General features: G+C 58.2%; 13 protein-coding genes and 1 riboswitch. Of the genes, 7 read left to right on the top strand and 6 right to left on the bottom strand.

The window, feature by feature from the left end; translation table 11 throughout:
- The first annotated feature begins 296 nt into the window (after positions 1–296).
- Both CPJ18_RS15390 and CPJ18_RS15385 read left to right on the top strand, forming a co-directional pair.
- On the top strand, positions 297–7,196 hold the full coding sequence (locus CPJ18_RS15390) for an apolipoprotein A-IV repeat region-like domain-containing protein (protein ID WP_103659262.1): 6,900 nt from the start codon (positions 297–299) through the stop codon (positions 7,194–7,196).
- A 181-nt stretch (positions 7,197–7,377) separates the two neighbouring features.
- Complete coding sequence (locus CPJ18_RS15385; RefSeq protein ID WP_103659261.1) at positions 7,378–7,815, top strand: PACE efflux transporter; 438 nt, start codon at positions 7,378–7,380, stop codon at positions 7,813–7,815.
- Between the two features lie 103 nt (positions 7,816–7,918).
- Here the strand turns inward: CPJ18_RS15385 and CPJ18_RS15380 are convergent, their stop codons facing one another.
- The 4 genes from CPJ18_RS15380 to CPJ18_RS15365 all read right to left on the bottom strand — a co-directional run bounded on the left by CPJ18_RS15380 (position 7,919) and on the right by CPJ18_RS15365 (position 11,928).
- Complete coding sequence (locus tag CPJ18_RS15380; protein ID WP_371479339.1) at positions 7,919–8,482, bottom strand: ABC-type transport auxiliary lipoprotein family protein; 564 nt, start codon at positions 8,480–8,482, stop codon at positions 7,919–7,921.
- 70 nt (positions 8,483–8,552) lie between these two features.
- A complete protein-coding gene (locus CPJ18_RS15375) occupies positions 8,553–9,923 on the bottom strand; it encodes an MlaD family protein (RefSeq protein WP_077120957.1) in 1,371 nt (456 codons plus the stop codon).
- 3 nt (positions 9,924–9,926) lie between these two features.
- Positions 9,927–10,787: an ABC transporter ATP-binding protein gene (locus CPJ18_RS15370; protein WP_077120955.1), complete on the bottom strand. Its 861-nt coding sequence runs from the start codon at positions 10,785–10,787 to the stop codon at positions 9,927–9,929.
- Entirely contained in the window at positions 10,768–11,928 is a 1,161-nt protein-coding gene (locus CPJ18_RS15365; RefSeq protein ID WP_103659260.1) for an ABC transporter permease, read from the bottom strand. Before CPJ18_RS15365 ends, CPJ18_RS15370 begins: the two co-directional genes overlap by 20 nt.
- A 143-nt stretch (positions 11,929–12,071) precedes the next feature.
- Between CPJ18_RS15365 and dgcA the strand changes: the two genes are divergently transcribed.
- A complete protein-coding gene (gene dgcA / locus CPJ18_RS15360) occupies positions 12,072–13,055 on the top strand; it encodes an N-acetyl-D-Glu racemase DgcA (protein WP_103659259.1) in 984 nt (327 codons plus the stop codon).
- A gap of 3 nt (positions 13,056–13,058) precedes the next feature.
- Here the strand turns inward: dgcA and CPJ18_RS15355 are convergent, their stop codons facing one another.
- Complete coding sequence (locus CPJ18_RS15355; RefSeq protein ID WP_103659258.1) at positions 13,059–13,886, bottom strand: UDP-2,3-diacylglucosamine diphosphatase; 828 nt, start codon at positions 13,884–13,886, stop codon at positions 13,059–13,061.
- Positions 13,887–14,102: 216 nt separating this feature from the next.
- Here CPJ18_RS15355 and CPJ18_RS15350 point away from each other — a divergent pair, with 216 nt between their 5' ends.
- Complete coding sequence (locus tag CPJ18_RS15350; protein WP_103659338.1) at positions 14,103–16,418, top strand: NADP-dependent malic enzyme; 2,316 nt, start codon at positions 14,103–14,105, stop codon at positions 16,416–16,418.
- Positions 16,419–16,537: 119 nt separating this feature from the next.
- Complete coding sequence (locus CPJ18_RS15345; protein ID WP_245445416.1) at positions 16,538–17,698, top strand: DUF2865 domain-containing protein; 1,161 nt, start codon at positions 16,538–16,540, stop codon at positions 17,696–17,698.
- A gap of 256 nt (positions 17,699–17,954) precedes the next feature.
- On the opposite strand, the gene bluB is transcribed toward CPJ18_RS15345, so the two are convergent.
- Entirely contained in the window at positions 17,955–18,641 is a 687-nt protein-coding gene (gene bluB / locus CPJ18_RS15340) for a 5,6-dimethylbenzimidazole synthase (protein WP_103659257.1), read from the bottom strand.
- 74 nt (positions 18,642–18,715) lie between these two features.
- A riboswitch (cobalamin riboswitch) is annotated at positions 18,716–18,896 on the bottom strand.
- A 103-nt stretch (positions 18,897–18,999) separates the two neighbouring features.
- Here bluB and CPJ18_RS15335 point away from each other — a divergent pair.
- Positions 19,000–19,188 carry a hypothetical protein gene (locus CPJ18_RS15335; RefSeq protein ID WP_077120932.1) on the top strand — a complete coding sequence of 63 codons (189 nt, stop codon included), beginning with the start codon at positions 19,000–19,002 and terminating at the stop codon, positions 19,186–19,188.
- Between the two features lie 113 nt (positions 19,189–19,301).
- Positions 19,302–20,804 (top strand): phospholipase D family protein, encoded by a 1,503-nt coding sequence (locus CPJ18_RS15330; protein WP_103659336.1) that lies wholly within the window; start codon positions 19,302–19,304, stop codon positions 20,802–20,804.
- Positions 20,805–20,868 lie beyond the last annotated feature (64 nt).

Raw genomic sequence — 20,868 nt, 5'->3', positions numbered from 1 at the left:
TGTTAACAAACCGCCACTTGGCCAATGCTCTCTTGTGGCTTAATTGTTTAAAAGCCTCGAATGTGTCACTACGGTACTTCCGTCTCGCATGACCTCAGTCCGGTTACGTGAATTTCGGTGCGTAAATGTGTTTTGTCTGGGTGCCTGAAAACCGGCTCTCAGGGAATTGGTAAGAAACGAGGCACTATATACCGGCAAGGTATCGTGTCTTGAGGCATGATGGCGGATATCCCTGAGCAGGCGGCGATGGGATGCACGGCATGAGGCCGGGCGTATATGTAACGAGGCGTAACCGCATGGCGAACAATAAGATCAGCGACTCGATTGACGAGACTGCGTTCCAGGCACTTGAAGATGCCTTGCAACTCGGCGCGTACGAAACCCAGCCGGAGCCTCGCAAGAGGTCCTCTCCAAAGTCTGCGGAGGCCAGAGTGCCAGAAAAGCCAAGAGCGCCTGAAAGAGAAAAACAACGCGCCGCTGAACCGCCACAGCAACAACGACTTGCCGCTGCCGAGCAAGCACCGAGATCGCCATCTCTCGAAGCTGCCAATGACGGCTCCAAGCGCAGTCCCGCCATGATCCTGAAATCGCTGGATGCTGGCTCCGTGACCGGTGCACTGCGCAATGCGAGCATTGTTTCGGTTTTGTGGGCCATTGCCGGTGCCGGCCTCGCGCACGTTCTTTACGGAAACCTGCTCTGGAACGTCAGCTCCATTGCGGAGCTGTTTGCCGTCCCTGGCGTCATGGCGATCATTGTCGGCGTCATCGTTCCGATCATGCTGTTTTTCGCCTTCGCCCTTATGATGGCGCGCGCCCGCGATCTGCGTAATGCTGCCCGCTCCATGGCCGAAGTCGCCCTTCGCCTTGCAGAACCGGAAACCATCGCGTCCGAACGCATCATGTCCGTCGGTCAGGCCGTTCGCCGCGAAGTGTCGGCCATGAACGATGGCATCGAGCGCACCATTGCCCGCGCCACGGAACTCGAAACGCTCGTTCATTCCGAAGTCAACGCTCTCGAGCGCAGCTATGCCGATAATGAAACCCGCGTCCGCAGCCTCGTTGAAGAACTGAGCGCTGAGCGCGACGCCATCATCAATCACGCAGAGCGCATTCGCTCGTCCATCATGGGCGCGCAGGACCAGATCAAGGAAGAGCTCTCCATCGTCGGCGAAGAGCTTTCGATGCGTTTGGCAACCAGCGGCGAAGCCTTCGCCTCGTTGATCGACACACGGTCTGCCGCGCTGCTCGAAAAGTCGCGCGTATCATCGGAAGCCATGGGTAGCCTCATTGCCTCCAAGACCGACAATCTTCTCAAGGCACTGAATTCTTCCGGCGCTGCCATTTCGAACGAATTCGATCTGCGCCTGCACGATCTCAGCACAACGCTGGATGATCGCGGTCGCCTGCTTCTGGACCAGTTCGCCACACAGGCTTCCAATATCAGCACGGGCACGGAAAACCTCAACAAAACGCTTGAGGAGCGCACACGCCTTCTCAACGATACGCTATCCAAGCGCACACTCGAACTGGGTCAGAACATCGATCGCGGCCAGGCCATCATCGGCGGCTCGCTGGATAATGTTCTCGACAAGCTGACGACCACGCTCGAAGAAAAAGGCCTGTCCTTCCGCCAGAACCTGCAAAGCTCTGCCGATGACGCGATCATGGATCTCGATCTGCGTTCGGGTCTGTTCGAAGAAAAGCTTCAGACCACGGTTGGCCTCGTCAACTCCGCTTTCGACGAGCGCGTAGCTGAGTTCACCAGCGCCTTCGATCAACGCGCAGGCAGCCTCGACAGCAAGCTAATGGAAAGTCTTGCCCGCATCAACGAAACCGTTGCGGGTGGTACCGACAGCATCGATGGCACGCTGAATTCCGGTATCGAACGCCTCAGCACCGCCCTCACCGATCAGTCCTTTGCGCTGGCAACGGCACTTGGCACCAGCCAGGAAATGCTGGAAAGCACGCTCGAAAACCACACCCGTGATCTCAGCGACGCCATCGGCGCGCGTACGGCGGAAATTACCGGCGCATTCAGCACCACCCATCAGAATATCGACGCCGTCTTCCAGGAACGCAGCAACGCCCTGTTCAGCGCGCTCTCTGCCAGCCAGGAACGTTTCGACAGCGCGCTGGCCAGCCGCACGGAAAGCATCACCGGTTCCGTCTCTGGCTCCGCCGAACACCTTGCAGCGCTGCTCGATGAGCGCGCAGCCGCTATCAACAGCATTGTCGCCGATGTCGAGCGCCGCCTGACGGAAACACTCGACAGCCGTGCCGCCGCCATCACCGGCGCCGTTTCGGGCGTCGAAGAACGTCTGGCCGATACGCTGGATGTCCGCACAGCCGCGATCCACCACGCCGTTGCCGGTGTGGAAGACCGTATTGCCGACACGCTGGAAAGCAGAACAGCTGCTCTCGCCAATGTCGTATCGGGTGCCGAAACCCGCATTGCAGAAACCCTGGATAGCCGTACCTCGGCTCTCAGCGACGTCGTCTCCGGCGTGGAAGAACGCATCGCTGATGCCCTCGACAGCCGCACAATGGCGCTGGACATGGCGTTTTCGACGGCGGAAGAACGTCTTGCCGAAACCATCGACAGCCGTACTGGCGCGCTGACCAGTGCCGTTTCCGGTGTTGAAGAGCGGATCGCAGACACGCTCGATAGCCGCACCATGGCCATCGACATGGCATTCTCAAGCGCTGAAGACCGTCTGGTGGAAACGCTTGACTCCAGAGCCGCCGCACTCAACACGGTTGTGTCAGGCGTCGAAAGCCGTATCTCCGACACCATTCACAACGGCACGACGGCACTGACAAGTGTCGTCAGCGGCGTTGAAGACCGCATTGCCGAAACGCTCGATAGCCGCACTGCTGCCCTGAGCAGCGTTGTAGCAGGTGTCGAAGAGCGGATCGCGGACACGATGGACAGCCGTACGATGGCCATCGACATGGCCTTCTCCACTGCGGAAGAGCGTCTTGCTGAAACAATGGATAGCCGCACGAGCGCACTCAACAACGTCGTTTCCGGCGTCGAAGAGCGCCTTGCGGACACGCTCGACAGCCGCACCATGGCCATCGACATGGCATTTTCGGGTGCGGAAGAGCGCATCGCAGAAACTCTGGATTCGCGCACAGCAGCACTTTCCACGGTCGTTTCAGGTGTTGAACATCGTATCGCTGAAACCTTGGACAGCAGAACAGCAGCACTCAACAGCGTCGTTTCCGGCGTTGAAGAACGCCTTGCCGACACACTCGACAGCCGCACCATGGCCATCGACATGGCTTTCTCTGGTGCGGAAGAACGCATCGCAGAGACACTGGACTCCAGAACAGCTGCGCTCAACACCGTTGTGTCAGGCGTAGAAGAGCGCATCGCAGACACACTCGACAGCCGCACCTTGGCGATCGACATGGCTTTCTCTGGTGCGGAAGAACGCATCGCGGAGACATTGGACTCCAGAACAGCTGCGCTCAACACGGTTGTATCAGGCGTAGAAAACCGTATTTCAGAGACGCTTGACAGCAGAACTGCAGCGCTCAACAGCGTGGTTTCCTGTGTCGAAGAGCGCATCGCAGACACGCTCGACAGCCGCACCATGGCCATCGACATGGCCTTCTCCTCTGCCGAGGAGCGTCTTGCCGAAACCATGGACAGCCGCACGATTGCGCTCACCAGCGCAGTCTCAGGCGTTGAGGGACGCATTGCTGATACGCTGGACAGCCGTACCGTTGCCCTCGCCAACGCCGTTTCCGGCGTGGAAGAACGCATCGCGGACGCACTCGACAGCCGCACGATGGCCATCGACATGGCAATTTCTGGTGCTGAAGAACGCATGACCGAAACGCTGGACAGTCGTACGGCGGCTATCACCCAGTCAGTAACAGATGCTGAACAGCGTCTGGCATCCACAGCAGCGACCATCGATGAGGCGCTTTCTGTCGGTCATCTTCGTCTCGACACCATGCTCGGTGTTCAGGCCAATGCCATTACCAGAACAGTCGAGCGCAACGGCGACCTGATCGAACAGACTGTCGCCACTGCCGCGACCCGCATCGAAACCGCGATCGAAGGTGGCGCAGGCCGCTTCTCCGACACGATGGAGAGCGGTGTATCGCGCATGGAAAACAATCTCTTTTCCTCGCACGACCAGCTTCGCACGACGCTTGACCAGCACCATGGCGCACTGAGCGACACGCTTGGTGCTGCTCAGGAGCGTATGAGCGATCTCCTGTCCGAACAGGCAATGTCCATCGGCACCACGATCGCTTCGAGCGCCAGCATGCTGGAAATGTCTCTCGAAACACAGCAGGAAGCGCTTCAGCAGACCATCGATACCAGCGGTGCCAATCTGGAAGAGCGGCTTCGCAACAGCGCCAGTGACGTCGTCCTCAAGATGGGCGATGCAGCCCGTGAGATCGGCAGTGCCGCTGATGCCCTGTCCTCGCGTGTCGAGCAGTCTGTCAGCCAGGTGTCCACGCGTCTCGATGAGACAGGTGCGCGCCTTGAGAGCAATATCGGCGACTTGCAGACCCGAATCCAAACAGACCTCGGTAACGTCAACACATCCATTGAAGATGCCAGCCGCAAGATTTCCGAGACGTTGGACGGCAAGACGAAGATTTTCGTTCGTACCAGCGACGACGCAACGCAGCGTATCGCTGGCGTCTTCGACAGCGGCACAGCCCGCATCGATGAGCGCCTCGGCACGATGGATCGCGCGCTGAACATCGGCCTCGAAAACGTCAACCGCACAATCGAAGGCAAAGCGACGGGCCTCGCCGTTAGCTTGCGTGACGCCGTTGTCAATGCTGCGGAAACGATGGATGGCGAAGCCAACCGCTCGGCTGAGCGCCTGGCCAAAACCGGTTCGGAATTTGCCGATCAGGTCAAAGCGCGCAATGACGAATTTGCCAGCGCCATCGAGCAGCGCTCGAATGAAATCGTTGGCCGTATTTCGGATGCACAGGGACGTCTCTCCGGCCAGGCTGCAGCCGTCGCTCAAACTTTCTCGGAAGCGGGCAACGCCATCGTCAACAAGGTGGCCGAGGCCGAGGCTATCGTCCGTTCGCAGGTTGGCGCTATTTCCGAAACGCTCTCCGGCGTAGAAAGCTCACTCGATGCGCGTGGCGAGTCCATTCGCTCGACGCTCGATACCCGCACCCGCGAACTCAACTCGATGCTGGCAAGCCGTTCTGCCGAACTGTCCCGCCTCATCGAAGAAAAAGCCAAACCTATCGTCAACGAATACGCGACGATTGGTCAGAACGCCGCCGAAAAGATCGTCACCGCCGCACAGCAGAGCGCAAACCTGCTTGCCGAAAGCAACAGCGGCATGGCGCAGCTCGTGGAGCAGGCCATTGGCGATTATGCCAAGGCTGGCAATGACGCAGCCGACAGGCTTGTAGAAGTCACGCGCCAGAGCACGGCGAAGCTGTCGGAAACCCATTCCGGCATGGCGAATGTCGTGTCCGACGCGGTCGATAGCCTCAACGTCGCAGTTGTTCGTGCGTCTAAGGAACTGAGTGCGGCAGACCACTCGCTCAACAATGCAGCATCCAGCTTCTCCGAATCCGCATCCCGCGCAGCTGATATGGTTTCCAGCTCCAGCCGTTTGCTGGAAGGAAAGATCGATCGCCTGTCGAATATTTCCAGTCAGACACTTTCGCAGGTCGCCGGCATCGTCGGGCGCTTCGAGGAACATTCGACTGTCCTGTCCCAAGCCTCCGAATTGCTCAGCGCCGCACAGACCAGCCTCGTCGGCACGCTGGACGAACGCCAGGAAGCTTTGCGGACACTCTCCGTCGGCCTCTTGACACGCTCCGAAGAGATCGAAACCTCGATGCGGGGCGTCATGGGCGTGGTCGAGCAGACGTTGGCTGAGGCAGAACAGCGCTCCGCAAACGTCGCTGGCAACCTTCGCGAAAATCTCGGCTCTACCTTCGAGCAGATCGGCCAGTCGCTGGATGAAACCGAGCAGAGAGCACAGTTGGCAGCGCAGAATATGCGTGGCGCATTGCTATCCGCCGGTCAGGATGCCAGCAGGTCCATTGAAGGAACGATGGCAAACGCGCAGAAATACTCCGACGAGCTGGTCAACCGTCTTCGCGGCGGCGTCGCCTCCTCGCTTTCGGATGTCGACAAGCTGCTCGGAAGCGCTACGGACAAGTCCAGCGCGGCCGCTGCGGTGATGCGCGAAACATTGCGCGAAGCCGTCGAAGAAGCGGTCAGCCGCTTTGCCGGTGCCACGGATGAGATCCGTCGCTCTAGCTTCGATATCCGCAAGGAACTGGATTCGACCCGCGCAGAACTGAAGCGCGGTGCCTTCGACCTGCCGGAAGAGGCGAAGGAAAGTGCTGCCGCCATGCGCCGTGCGGTTTCCGAGCAGATCAAGGCATTGCAGGATATCTCTCAGCTCGTCGGTCGCTCCACGCAACAGCTGGAAATTTCTGAGCCAGCAGCCCGTGCCATTGCCGCTACCAAGCCTGCCCCCGTTCAGCCGCAGCAGCCGCCACGCGCCGAGATGCGCGAGCAGCCAGCGCAGGTATCAGCACCGGTTGTCGCGCCTGCGCCTGTCGCTGCCCGCCCAACCCCGCAGCCGCAGCCACCAACTCCGGTCGTCGCTTCTGCGCCTGTTATCCGCAACACGGTGCCGGTAGAAACCCGCGCCGTTCCGCCACAGGCCGGTTTTGCCGCACCTGCCCAGCGCCGCGAAGAAGGCGGCGGCTGGATCAGCGATCTCCTGCGGGGTGCCTCGCGTGACGGTCAGGATACGGCGGGCCAACCGGTACAGACACCGCGTGCAGCTCAAGAGCCACAGACCCGCGCCACCGATAACCGCAATCCACGTCATGTCGTGGAATCGCTGAACTCGCTGTCGGTGGATATCGCCCGCGCCATCGATCATGACGCTTCGGTGGAACTCTGGGGACGCTACCAGCGCGGCGAACGCGACGTGTTTACGCGCCGCCTCTACACGCTGAAGGGCCAGCAGACGTTTGACGAGATCAAGCGAAAGTACGAGCGCGAGACGGAATTCCGGACCGCTGTCGACCGCTACATCTCCGACTTCGAAAAGCTGCTTGCCGACGTCGCCAGAACGGATCGTGACCGCACCGTCACTCAGTCTTACCTCACCTCGGATACGGGCAAGGTCTATACCATGCTTGCCCATGCGGCAGGACGCTTCAGCTAAAAGCTGTCGCATTCGCTAAAAATCAGCCCTTCCGGTTTCACCGGGAGGGCTTTTTCTTTTATGGGGACGCCGCAGGCTTGAAGAAAACCGGCCCAGCTTTTATATGGGGGGTTGCGAGGACGACCTCGACCATTCAGGCTACAACAGACGGGACGGCCCGGCTTTTTTACGGGAGTACCCCATGCGCACCATCGCCGATCGTATTCGTCACGCGCTCAGCTTTGAAGTCATCGGTCTCATCCTCATCATCCCGCTGGGTGCCTTTGTTTTCGACATGCCAAGTGAAGACATTGGCGTCGTCGGCATCGTCAGCGCCACGGTAGCAACGGCCTGGAACTATCTTTACAATCTCGGCTTCGATCACGTCATGCAGCGTGTGAGACGCACGACACAGAAAACCACAGCCATACGTGTGTTACATGCCGTACTGTTCGAGTTGGGCCTTCTGATCGTCCTCATGCCCTTCATTGCCTGGTATCTCAATGTCAGCTTCACACATGCGCTGATCATGGACGTGTCGTTCGCACTCTTCTACGTGGTCTACGCTTTTGTTTTTAACTGGTGCTATGACAGGTTGTTTCCATTGCCGGAATGGAAGACGGAGGAAGCAGCGAAATAGCGAGCGTCCACAGCTTCTGAACTGCGGGGTCGGCAAAACCTCACCACGAATCAAAACGCCGTGCGTCTTTCAACGCACGGCGTTTATTTTTGTCTTTCAGCGCTTAGAGCGAACGCAGCGTCCAGGCGACGATCTCACGGGATGTCGATGCGAACGCGCTGTCCAGCGCCTTGACGAAATTCGCGCTGCCAGAGCCGCTAACGCGGGCGGTGGAGCGGAAGACTTCCTGAGCTTTCACGGTGCCATTCTTGTCGTTCAGCAACTTCACCGATATTTCGATGGTCGCAAGATTCTTGGCTGTATCGACTTCGAAGGCGCGGATGTCGGTCACGACCTGATAATCGATAGCCAGCCCCTGCCCCGGACGACCGACGCCGCCCAGCTTGCCGGTGTCTTCGAAGGCTTCGACTAGCTTGGACTGGACCATGCGTGGCAGGCGGTCGCTCCACTGCGAATTGCCGAGATACTGCACTTCGGAGCCGGATAGCCGCACCACGATGTTCTCGCTGTCCAGCGCCTTCAGAGCGGTTGGCTCAGCGATAAGCAACTGGCGTGAGCGGAACGATGGCGTCTGAGTCACTGTGCCTGATGATACGGACAGATCGAACGTATCGTTTTTGGCACTACCGCAACCGGCCAGCAGGCCAGCCATCAATGGCAGCATCATTACAATTTTGGTCGGAGCCGGGGCAAAACCCTGCCAGCGCATCAGCGAAACCTTCAATGTCCTACCCCCGTCAACGCCTTGTCCGGCCGTCATACTGTTTCACGTTCTCGCCGCCGAAGATCAGGCGCTGCGGATCGCGATCGAAATTTGTGATCGTGTTGTTCAGATTGTCGACTGTCTGGCGTGTCGTCCCAATCAGCGTCTGGAGATCTTTCAGACCTGAGCTGGAGAAGCGTGCCAGATTGTCGGCGATAGGACCAACGCGCATGTTGATATTGTCAGCGACGGCCTTGAAGGACGCCAATGTTTCACGCGCCTTTGAGAAAAGCGAATTCGCATCATCGGTTCCCAGCAGACCGTCAACTTTCGCAAGAATACCATCGACGCGGCTGGAAGCCGCATTCAGCTTGCGCGACATATCGGTGAAATCGGCGATTGCCTGGTCGATATCCGGGCGCCGTGTGCCGACATCATCCGCAATCTGACGGAAGGTCGAGATCGCCTGGCGAACATCGGACGTTGCCGCAGCCACGTCTTCGACGGCGTTGCTGACCTTGCCGGCATCAACCGACGCCAGCAACTGGTCCGCGCGCTTCACGACAGTCTGGACTTCCGAACTCGCCTGCTCAAAATTGCGCGACGTGCGCTGGACCGTTGCCACCACATCCTGGATACCACCCGAGGATTCGGCAACATCAGACGTCACCTTGTCGACATTGGTCAGGATTGAATCGATCTTTTCCGCATCCACGGACTTCACCAGTCCCTCGACTGCCGTCAGCGTGCCGTCCAGACGAACAGAAACGGATTGCACCGTTGTCGAAAGAGAGCTCAGGCTTTCCAGAAAGTTCTCGATACCGTCGGAATTGGATGCCAGAGCATCTGAGAATTTCTCGGCGTTGCGAACGGTCTGGGTCAACGGCCCACGCGCATCCTGCACGAAGCCCTGAAGCTCCCCAATGGCGCCATCGGCGCGTTTCAATATCTTGTCGGCCGTTGCCAGAAGGTTGGTAACGCTGGAAAGATCGGCTGTCAGTTCCGCAGGGACGCCGGTGTCGAACGCCTTTTGCAAAATGCGCTCTTCATTGTTGCGACCACCGGAAAGCTCGATATAGGCAGCACCCGTCAGGCCCTGAATTTCCAGCACCGCACGCGTCGACGGAAAGACGGGGGCGTCGGCCTGCACTTCGGTAAAGGCAATCGAATAGGCCGGGTCATCACGGTCGATCGAAAGACCGCGCACGGTGCCCACGGGAATGCCGTTGAAGCGGACCGGCGAGCCGACCGAAAGCCCGTTTGCGGAGCCTGGAATGCGGATCGTCAGCTGTGAGGTCGGTCCACCGCGCCCGAATTCGGCCATCCAGTAGACGAAACCGAAAGCGGCAGCGATCACGATCAGCGTGAAAATTCCCACAATGGTGTAGTTTGCCTTGGTTTCCATGACTTACCCGTCACTCCCCGGAATGTGTTGCGTGCCGTCTGGAAGGACGACGGCGCGTGCCCGCTTTCCGCGGAAATATGATTGAACCCAAGGATCGTCGCTTTCGAACATTTCCTCGAGCGTGCCTTCAACGGCAACTTTGTTGTTGCCCAGAACGGCGATACGGTCACAGACCGAAAACAGACTGTCGAGATCGTGAGTCACCATATAGACGGTCAGACCCAGCGAATCGCGTAGACGTGCGATCAGCATATCAAATTCTGCAGCACCGATGGGATCGAGACCCGATGTCGGCTCGTCCAGAAAAACAAGATCCGGATCGAGAGACAATGCGCGGGCCAAGGCTGCGCGCTTGATCATGCCACCGGATAGCTCGGACGGGTATTTGTCCGCCGCATCTGCTGCCAAGCCGACCATTTCGATCTTCAGAGCGGCGAGTTCATCCATCAACGACTGCGGAAGATCGAGATATTCGCGCATCGGCAGCTGAATGTTCTCTTTCACCGTCAGACCGGAAAACAGCGCACCCTGCTGGAACAGCACACCAAGGCGGGTGTCGAGCCCCATGCGCTCTTCGTCTGTCGCCTTGTCATAATCGGTTCCGAGAATCTTGATCGTGCCGCCCTGACGTGGGAGCAGACGCAAGATTGCGCGCATCAAAACGGATTTTCCAGCGCCGGAGGGACCGATGAAGCCGAGGATTTCGCCCCGGTAGACATCGAGATCGAGATTGTCGAGAACGACCTTGTCCCCGAACGACACGGTCGCGCCTTCCACCGAGAGGACGACCTCGCGATCCTTGTTTTTGCTTTTCGTTGTTTGCTGATCCTGCAACAGCCTCTCCTTAAAAATCGATGGCTGCATAGAAGATGGCGAAGACGCCATCGACCAGGATCACGACGAAAATGGATTTCACCACGGATGATGTGACGTGCTGACCGAGAGATTCGGCACTACCGCCCACCTTCATGCCCTCGACCGCCGCCACGATGCCGATGATCAGCGCCATGAAGGGTGCCTTGATCATGCCGGACGCAATGGTGGAAATTTCCACGGCAGAATGCAGGCGGGCGAGGAAGACCTCGAATGTGATGCCGGAATAGAGCAGCGAGACCACGGCAGCCCCGAACAGCGCCGCGAAGTTGGCGATGATGGTCAGAAGCGGCAACGCAATCGTCAGCGCCACCAAGCGCGGAAACACCAGCACACCAACAGGGTTGAGGCCGATGACCTTCAGCGCGTCGATTTCCTCACGCATTTTCATCGAGCCGATTTCGGCGGTGATCGCACTTCCAGAACGGCCAGCGATCATGATGGCGGTCAACAACACGCCGATTTCGCGCAATTGCAGAATGCCGACAAGGTCGACCACGAAGACCTCAGCACCGAAATACCGAAGCTGGAACGCGCCCTGCTGGGCAATGATTGCGCCGATCAGGAACGACATCAGCAAGATGATAGGGACGGCACGAACGCCCATATGGTCGATCTGGTTGACGATGGCAGCTGGCGAAACGCCGCGCCCTCGCCCCAGCTTCATCTGCGCGCCGCGCACGGCGGAGCCCAGAATATACATGCCTGCCAGAAAATCCGCGCCCGCCTGCACGACGTTCTTGCCGACAGGCGAAAAAATGCGTTCGCTCAGACTGTGTTTTGTCGTGTCTTTCGGTGGCAGAGGCGCTTCGTCCGGTAGAGAGGTTATGATCCCCTCGACCTGCTCATTGCCCTCGAATGTCACCTGCCCACCGGCTTTTTCAAGCCTGTGACGCATGCGCTGCAACAGCCACGCGCCTGTCGTATCGATGTTATCGACCCCAGACAGATCGACCATGATCGAACCGTTGGCACCGGATTTCTCGATTTTTTCAATGTCGCCGAGAACCGAGCTGACGTTGGCATTGCGCCATGAGCCCGTTAGAACGTAACGCGCAGAGCCGCCCTTCGCGTCGTTATCCGCCGATATCGCTGCCGGTTGCGCCGGTTGCCGTGCTTCAGGTTCTTGCATCTTGCTCCAAGCGAATGCAGCTTATTAAAGATTCCGTAACGATTCATATCGATTGACGGATCACCAAGCCACAGACATCCGGCGCGATTCCGTAGATTTATTGTCAGTTACCGTGTTTTACATCCAACTAAAGGGTAATTTCGATGGGCCGTTACCTCGAAGCCACAGCTGAAGTCTTCCCGGTTGCGGGCAGCTTCACCATTTCCCGCGGAAGCCGCACGGAAGTGGTGGTCGTCGCCTGCTCGATTACCGAAAATGGCGTCAGAGGTGTCGGTGAATGCGTGCCTTACACCCGTTACGGCGAATCAATCGACGGCGTTCTGGCAGACATACGGGCAGTTTCGGACGCTGCATCCCGTGGTCTCGATCGGTCGCAATTGCAGCACGTCATGAAGCCGGGTGCGGCCCGCAACGCGGTCGATTGCGCGTTGTGGGATTTGGAGACAAAGCTGTCAGGGACAAGCGTTGCATCCAAGGTTCTGACTGTCTTACCAAAACCCATCTTCACCGCCTATACGATTTCTCTGGGTGAGCCTACCGTCATGGCTGCCAAAGCTGCCGAGAACGCCATGCGTCCACTTCTGAAGATAAAGGCAGGCACGCAAGATGATGAGGCGCGCTTGCGCGCCGTTCGGGCTGCCGCACCACAGGCAACCATTATCGTTGATGCCAACGAAGGTTGGACGGAACAGAACATCGAGCATCATTTCGCCGTGGCGAAAGATCTGAACATCGCGCTCATCGAACAACCCCTGCCCGTCGGCAAAGATGGTATTCTGTCCCGTATCGAAAGACCGGTCGCCATCTGCGCCGATGAGAGTGTGCATCTGACAGCCGATCTTGCTGCACTACGCGACCGTTACGACGCCATCAACATCAAGCTGGACAAGACCGGTGGCCTGACCGAAGCACTCGTCATGAAAAGAGAGGCCGAGCGGCTGGGTTACACCATCATGGTGGGCTGCATGCTCGGCACCTCGCTTGGCATGGCACCTGCGCTGATGCTGGCGCAGGATACCGCCTATGCCGATCTCGACGGACCGCTATTGCTAGCACGGGACCGCGTTCCTAGCCTGCGGTATGAAGGATCGCTCGTTCATCCGCCAGAACCGGAACTATGGGGCTGAAAATCAGGCCGCCTGTCTGCTGAGCAATCCAGCGATATTCACCGGCTCGAGCGCACGCACCGCTGTCTCTGCCTGATCATCGGACTTCATCCATGTGATCAGTTCGAAAGTTCCGTCCGCGTTTTCGGCAACCGCCGTGCAGCTTTCCACCCAGTCACCCGTATTGATGTAGCGAATACCGTCCATATCCTCCATGACAGCATGGTGAATATGGCCACATATGACACCATCGACATTGTTTCGGCGGGCTTCATCGGCCACCACACGCTGGAATTCGCCAATGAAGTTGACGGCGTGCTTCACCTGCAGCTTTGCCCAGGCAGAAAACGACCAGTAGGGCAAACCGATGCGGCGGCGAACGGCAGCCAGCAGCACGTTGATGGCAATTGCCGCATCATAGGCCCAGTCACCGAGATAGGCGAGAAGGCGGGCGTTGCGAACCACGACGTCGAACTCGTCACCGTGGATGACAAGGTATTTCTTGCCATCCGCAGCCTCGTGGATCATCCGCTCCGCCACCTCGATACCGCCGAAGTGCGTGCCCGGAAACTCCCGCAGGAATTCATCGTGATTGCCGGGTATGTAGACGATGCGTGTACCCTTGCGGGCTTTGCGCAGCAGCTTCTGGACCACATCGTTACAGCCTTGCGGCCAGTACCAGTTGCGGCGCAGGCGCCAGCCGTCGATGATATCGCCGACGAGGATAATCGTATCGGCTTCATGGTAACGCAGGAAATCCAGAAGGAAATCCGTCTTGGCCGCTTTTGAGCCAAGATGCACGTCGGAAATGAAAAGTGTTCTGAACTGTCTGGCTTCGGTTTGCGCGGCCATGGAATTCTTCCCCCTTGTCTCGGCAACTTTCATCCCCTGCCAAACCAGACTCGTGTTTCAGCAAGATGACAGCGGGCCATTTCTGAGGGAAACTCTCGTTTTAAGCAGTATCGAAAGTACCGTTTTTGAGCTGCGCAGATAAAATAAACGGCTGTACGCACCTGCCGATTGTTGTATGCAAAGGCCTCCAATAAACTTGAAATAAACGGTGATAGAATGAGTTCTCAGGACACGGGCAAGACGCAAGACAAAAACGCCAATGCGGATCTGGAAGAACAGGCACTTTTCTACCACCGCTATCCGCGCCCCGGAAAACTGGAAATTCAGGCGTCCAAACCCCTTGGAAACCAGCGCGATCTGGCGCTGGCCTATTCCCCGGGAGTTGCGGCCCCCTGCCTTGCCATTCACGAAAACCCGGAAATGGCTGCCGAATATACTGCGCGTGCCAATCTCGTTGCCGTCATTTCCAACGGCACTGCCGTTCTTGGCCTCGGCAATATCGGCCCTCTCGCCTCCAAGCCGGTCATGGAAGGCAAAGCGGTTTTGTTCAAGAAGTTCGCTGGCATCGACGTTTTCGATATTGAAATCGATGCGCCTGGTATCAACGACATGGTCTCCACCATCTCGGCGCTGGAGCCGACCTTCGGCGGCATCAACCTTGAAGACATCAAGGCACCGGAATGTTTCGAAGTGGAGCGTCAACTTCGCGAGAAGATGAACATTCCCGTGTTCCACGACGACCAGCATGGCACCGCCATCATCGTCGCCGCTGCCGTCACCAACGCACTTGAGCTTGCCGGCAAGTCGCTGTCCAGCGTCAAGATCGTTGCATCAGGCGCAGGTGCTGCGGCCCTTGCCTGCCTCAACCTGCTCGTCGTTCTCGGTGCCAAGCGCGAAAACATCTGGGTCCACGATATCGAAGGTCTCGTTTATGACGGCCGCAACAGCCTGATGGACGAGTGGAAGGAAGTTTACGCGCAAAAGACAGACAAGCGCGCCCTGAGCGAAACCATCGATGGCGCAGACGTCTTCCTCGGCCTGTCCGCTGCCGGTGTACTGAAGCCTGAACTTCTGGCCCGCATGGCTGAAAAGCCGCTCATTCTGGCGCTCGCCAACCCCAATCCTGAAATCATGCCGGAACTGGCCCGTCAAGCCCGCCCGGACGCGATGATCTGCACGGGTCGCTCGGACTTCCCGAACCAGGTCAACAACGTGCTGTGCTTCCCCTATATTTTCAGGGGCGCGCTGGATTGTGGCGCGACTACCATCAATGAAGAAATGAAGATGGCCGCCGTTCACGCGATTGCCGAACTAGCGCGTGAGGAAGTCTCCGAAGTCGCGGCGAAGGCCTATAGCGAAGAAACGCCCGTCTTCGGCCCTAATTATCTCATCCCATCACCGTTCGATCCGCGCCTCATCCTGCGCATTGCGCCAGCCGTTGCGCGCGCAGCCGCCGCAAGCGGCGTAGCCGCCCGCCCGATTACCGATTTTGATGCCTACCTCGACCAGTTGAACCGCTTCGTCTGGCGCTCCGGCTTCATCATGAAGCCGATCTTCAACCTGGCAAAGACAGCGGAAAAGAAGCGCATCATTTTTGCCGAAGGCGAAGACGAACGCGTGCTGCGCGCAGCCCAGGTGCTGCTGGAAGAAGGCACCGGCGTTCCGATCCTCATCGGTCGTCCGCAGATCATCGAGACCCGCCTCAAGCGTTTCGGCCTTCGCATTCGCCCGAATGCAGACTTTGCCGTGGTCAATCCCGAGGATGATCCGCGCTACCGTGAATATGTCGATGACTACTTCGCGCTGGTTGGTCGCGCCGGTATCAACCCGGAAGCAGCCCGCACCATCGTTCGCACCAACAGCACCGTCATCGGCGCGTTGTCCGTCAAGCGCGGTGAAGCGGATGCGTTGATCTGCGGTCTCGAAGGCCGCTTCGACCGGCATCTGCGTGACGTCAACCAGATTATCGGCAAACGTGAAGGTGCCCACACATTCGGCGGCCTCAGCCTGCTGATTACCCAGCAAGGCGCGATCTTCCTGACCGACACTTTCGTCAATTACGAACCGACGGCGGAAGATCTGGCCGAACTTGCGATACTGGCCTCTAAGGAAATCAAGCGCTTCGGTATCACGCCGAAAATCGCGCTGGTCAGCCATTCGAATTTCGGTTCGCGCGATTCGGAAAGCGCTCGCAAGATGCGTCGTGCGCTTCAGATCGTGCGCGGTGCTGCACCGGAACTGGAAATCGATGGCGAAATGCAGGGTGGCTCTGCCCTGTCTGAAATCCTGCGCAAGCGCGCCATGCCCAACAGCGCCTTGTCGGGCGAAGCAAACCTTCTGGTCTTCCCGAACCTCGATTCGGCCAACATCACGCTCGGCGTCGTGCGCACCATGACCGAAGGCCTGCATGTCGGCCCGATCCTGCTCGGCTCGGCCCTGCCCGTCCACATCCTGTCACCAACGGTGACATCACGTGGTGTGGTGAACATGGCGGCCCTTGCAACGGTTCAGGCCTCACACCCTTCGGTGTAAGGCCGGGTTAACATAATTTTGAACTGGCTCTTGCCGCTTTGCGGCACGGGCTTATGTTATCCTGAACGCATAGACATGCTTCGCATCCCGCGGACGATGATCAACAGGATATGACCTGCATGATGGCAGGGCAGGAAACGGACGGACCATTGATCCCGCGCCGCCGCCGCTTGATCGGCACATTTATCACCCTCATGCTCGCAGCGCCCCTGTCGGCGCAGGCCAGTGTCGTCTGCGATGGGCTGCGCCAGCAACTCGCCCAGCCAACCCGCATCATCGGCAACACCGCCGAGGTGCGACGCTACGCCAATGCGCTGGCGCAACAGAATATTCTCATTCGGCGGATCAAGAACGATATGCGCGGCTACGGCTGCTCGTCTGGCAGCGTGATTGTCTATGGCAATCCCAATGCTCAGCTCTGCGGTGAAATCGGCGATGCGCTGGTTCAGGCCGAATCTGACCGTGACATGATTTCGGAAGATCGTGACCGCATGCTGGCCTCGCAGCGCGATGATAATGTGCAGGACAACCGCGAACGCATCATGGCCGCGCTGGATGCGCAAGGCTGCTTCGATGAGCAACCGCCATCATTCACCTCGACCGACCCATCGCAAGATCAGACTATGGGCGGGACAGCGGATCCCTTCGACAACCCTGACAATCAGGACTACCGCCCCTCGCCCGATATGCCCATGCAAGGTGGCCTCAGAACTCTTTGCGTGAGAACCTGCGACGGCGCGTTCTTCCCGATTTCCTCGAATGCCACGCCTTTGGATTTCCGCGCTCAGGCCGCTCAATGCGAGCGCATGTGTCCCGGCACCCAGACCGAACTGTTTTACCATTCGCTTGAGGGCCAGGAAAGTTCGGACATGGTATCCGCCAAAACCGGCCAACCCTACGCCTCCATGCCGACAGCCTTTGCCTATCGTAACAGCCCGAGCACCAGCCGCCCGCCATCCTGCAGCTGCAACATGGCCGCCTATCACGACGAGATGAAAAAGCAGGAAGATCAGGCAAAAGCACCGCAATCGACCCCGTCACAGGACATGTCGAGCATCACGACCATTACGTCACCGAAGAGTGACACGATGCCGAAACCTGCTGACATCAAGCCAGCAGAGCCGAAACCGGTGGAGAAGGCAGAGCCTGTTCCTGAGCGGGACTACGACCCCAACAACAGCAAGGTCCGCATCGTCGGCCCGCAGTTCCTGCCCGCAGAAACGAGCCGCATCGATCTGAAAAATCCGGCTTTGAAGGGCGCACAGCCGCAGCAGCAGTAGAGCATGTTCCGTAGAGGTGGGCAGCTTTTGCCGCACTACACAGCCTCTTTCTATTCGATCCACCCACCGTTCCTCATCCCTGTGCTTGTCACAGGGATCCAGCCGACGCGCGTCCGCGCGGCGAAAGACTCTCCTCAACCCAAGGACTTGGGTTGACTGGATTCCTGTGACAAGCACAGGAATGAGGAGCGTGAGGCATCCCCAATAAAAGACCTTGATGTCATGGCCTGTGACATCTGAAACACCGCAAAATATCTCACCGTGTACCCCAACGATCCCGAAACACGAGGTCTTCCAATGGCAGCCGCTGCCGCCAGCCTTTGACCGCCAGTTCCGGCTCGCCGTAGAGCATATCGACCTTGCCAACGCACAGCCATGCGACGATTTCGATGTGCTCGGGAATGGCGAGGATATCGCGGATATCGGCGTCGTGGAAAATGCTGACCCAGCCGACGCCGATGCCTTCCGCCCTCGCCGCCAGCCACAGGTTTTGTATGGCACAGACGGTGGAGTAAACATCCATGCGCGGATTGTGGGTGCGCCCCAGCACCACGTCGCCGCCACGCGTCGGGTCGCAGGTCACGCAGATCGATAGCGGTGCCTTGCGGATGCCTTCGAGTTTCAGGCTGCGGTAAAGAACCTGTTGGTCCTCCCCGAACATGTCTGCCGCCTCCGCATTGGCGCGGGAAAACGCTTCCCAGGTGCGCTGCCTCAAGGCCTTATCGGTTACGAGCGTGAAATTCCATGGCTGCATGAAGCCGACAGAGGGCGCCGCATGGGCAGCCCTCAGAAGCTTTTCCACCAGCGCGTCGGACAGTGGCTCGGCCAGAAACTGGTCCCGCACGTCGCGGCGGGTTTCGATGGCGCGGTAGACGGCGCTCTTATGGTCGTCAGAAAATTCATGCGCTGGCACAAGCCCGCGCTGTAGGTCATCAGGTCGCATCGTCAATCCCCAACAATGCCGAGGCCGGACACGTGTGCGCCCAGCATCTCGAAAAACCTTGCGCTGTCCATGCGGTCGGTCCATTGCATCAGGCCGGTCTTCTGACTTGGCTTCGCTCGCATGTTGCCGCCTTCCCGATCTCTCAGTGGCCTATGGCAACACGCGTCCACCTTACAGCGTTGGGCACGTCGCGGAATTTCACCGCGTTCCCGATTCTCCCGCCGCAAGGCAGGCACCTGATGCAGGCGTTATCGCGAGGCAAACGCGAAGAAGCAAGACAATCCCGTGTCATTTGCCAATTGATGCCGGAACCCTCCACCCCGTTACCGCATTCTCCCTGCACAATGGAGGACACCTTATGGACAATTACGCCGAACTTCGCCAACGCATCGGACAGGATCTCGATACGCTGAAGAAAACCGAGAACCCAAAATCCATTTTTGAAATCGCAGAAGATTATCTGCTCGGCGACCCGGCCCTGAAGCGACAGCTCGTAGAAGACATCATCAAGGAAGAGGCCGACAAGCGAAGCATTGAAATCCATTGATCCAGACCAGATATCTGACCAGACATAGTCAATGAAAAGATGCGGGTGATACCATCGCTGTGAATGCCACTGTCGCTATCGCGATCCTTATCGTACTCGTCATCGTCGCGGGTATGGCTTTGGCCACGCGGCATCGCGACAAAATCATCATCAAGATCGCATCGACTGCTCTTCCCAAGGACGATGACAAGACACCGCTTGATCGACACTGGGCAGACATTCATCGTGATCACGCGGAACCCAACGCCCTCTCCCTAATTCAGTCGAATGTCGGCGCTTTCGCAGCACGGGTGGGCTCAGCGCGAGCGGCTGGGCGTAGTCTCGACCTCATGTACTACATGTGGAATGCTGATCTGACCGGCCAGCTCGTCATGCGTGAGGTGATCGCCGCTGCCGATCGCGGCGTGCGGGTACGTCTGCTGCTGGATGATCTCGGCGTGTCCATTTCCGACCGCGCCTTCCACGCCATAGACAGCCACCCCAATATCGAACTGCGCCTGTTCAACCCTACCAAGGCGCGTGAGAACGTCTTCAGACGCGGCATAGAGATGGTGTTTCGGTTTCGCAGCGTAAACCGGCGGATGCACAACAAGGCTTGGATTGCGGATGGCCGGGTTCTGATCGTCGGCGGGCGCAACATCGGCGACGCCTATTTCGACGCTGCGGAACAGGCAAATTTCCGGGATTTCGATGTCATTGCCTACGGTCAATGTGTTGCAGAAGCCGAAGAGATTTTCGACGATTACTGGAACAGCGCCGTCGCCGTTCCCGTTAAGTCGTTGCTGTCTCGCAGGCCCAGCAAGCTTACAAAACTGCGCCGACGTATGGACATTCTGGCTTCCAGCGAGGCCGCACGGCCCTATCTTGAGCAGGTGGAAAGCCAGCATCACTCAGGCCAATTCCTGATGTCGGACAATCTCCACTGGGTGGAAAGCGCGCAGGTGGTGGCCGATCCACCGGAAAAGGCGGCAGGAAAGCGCAGGAGCGGTCATAACTTCCTGATGGAAACCCTGCTTCCCATCATGGAGGACGCAAAGCGACAGCTTAAGATCACCTCGCCCTACTTCATTCCTGGCCAGAAAGGCGTCGAGACGCTTTCGCGTCTTTCCGCGGAGGGTGTCTCCGTCAACGTCCTCACGAATTCCCTGGCCGCAACCGATGTGGCAGCTGTTCACGCCGGGTACTCGCGTTATCGAAGACCGTTGCTGGTCAATAATGTGAAGATTCATGAGTTGCGCTCGCTTGCTGACCAGCACAAATCCTTTTCGCTTAGAGGCTCAGGCCAAGCGAGCCTGCATACCAAGGCCTTCACAAGAGATGGGGAAATTGGTTTTATCGGCTCGCTGAACTTCGATCCACGCTCCATCTCGCTGAACACCGAAATGGGCGTCCTGTTTTCATCGCCCGGCCTCGTGACAGCAATGGACGAAATCTTTGCGGACGAAATCAGCCGACAGATGAGTTTCGAACTGACGCTGAATAAGCGGCGGCGTTTGGTATGGACAGGGTTGGTGAAAGGCGAACCACGCCACTATACACACGAACCCTTCGCCAGCTTTAGTCGCCGTGCATTGGTTATAGCGATGGGATTGCTGCCTCTGGAATCGCAGCTTTGATGTTTTTGCAGAAAAAGCGACTGCTAAACTGATCCAATCGGCTGCTCACGCATTTCAGAAAGAG

Source organism: Agrobacterium rosae (genome assembly GCF_002915175.1).
GTDB classification, from domain to species: domain Bacteria; phylum Pseudomonadota; class Alphaproteobacteria; order Rhizobiales; family Rhizobiaceae; genus Agrobacterium; species Agrobacterium rosae.
Note: the sequence above shows the minus strand (reverse complement) of the source record. Positions and strands in the feature narration are given on the sequence as shown.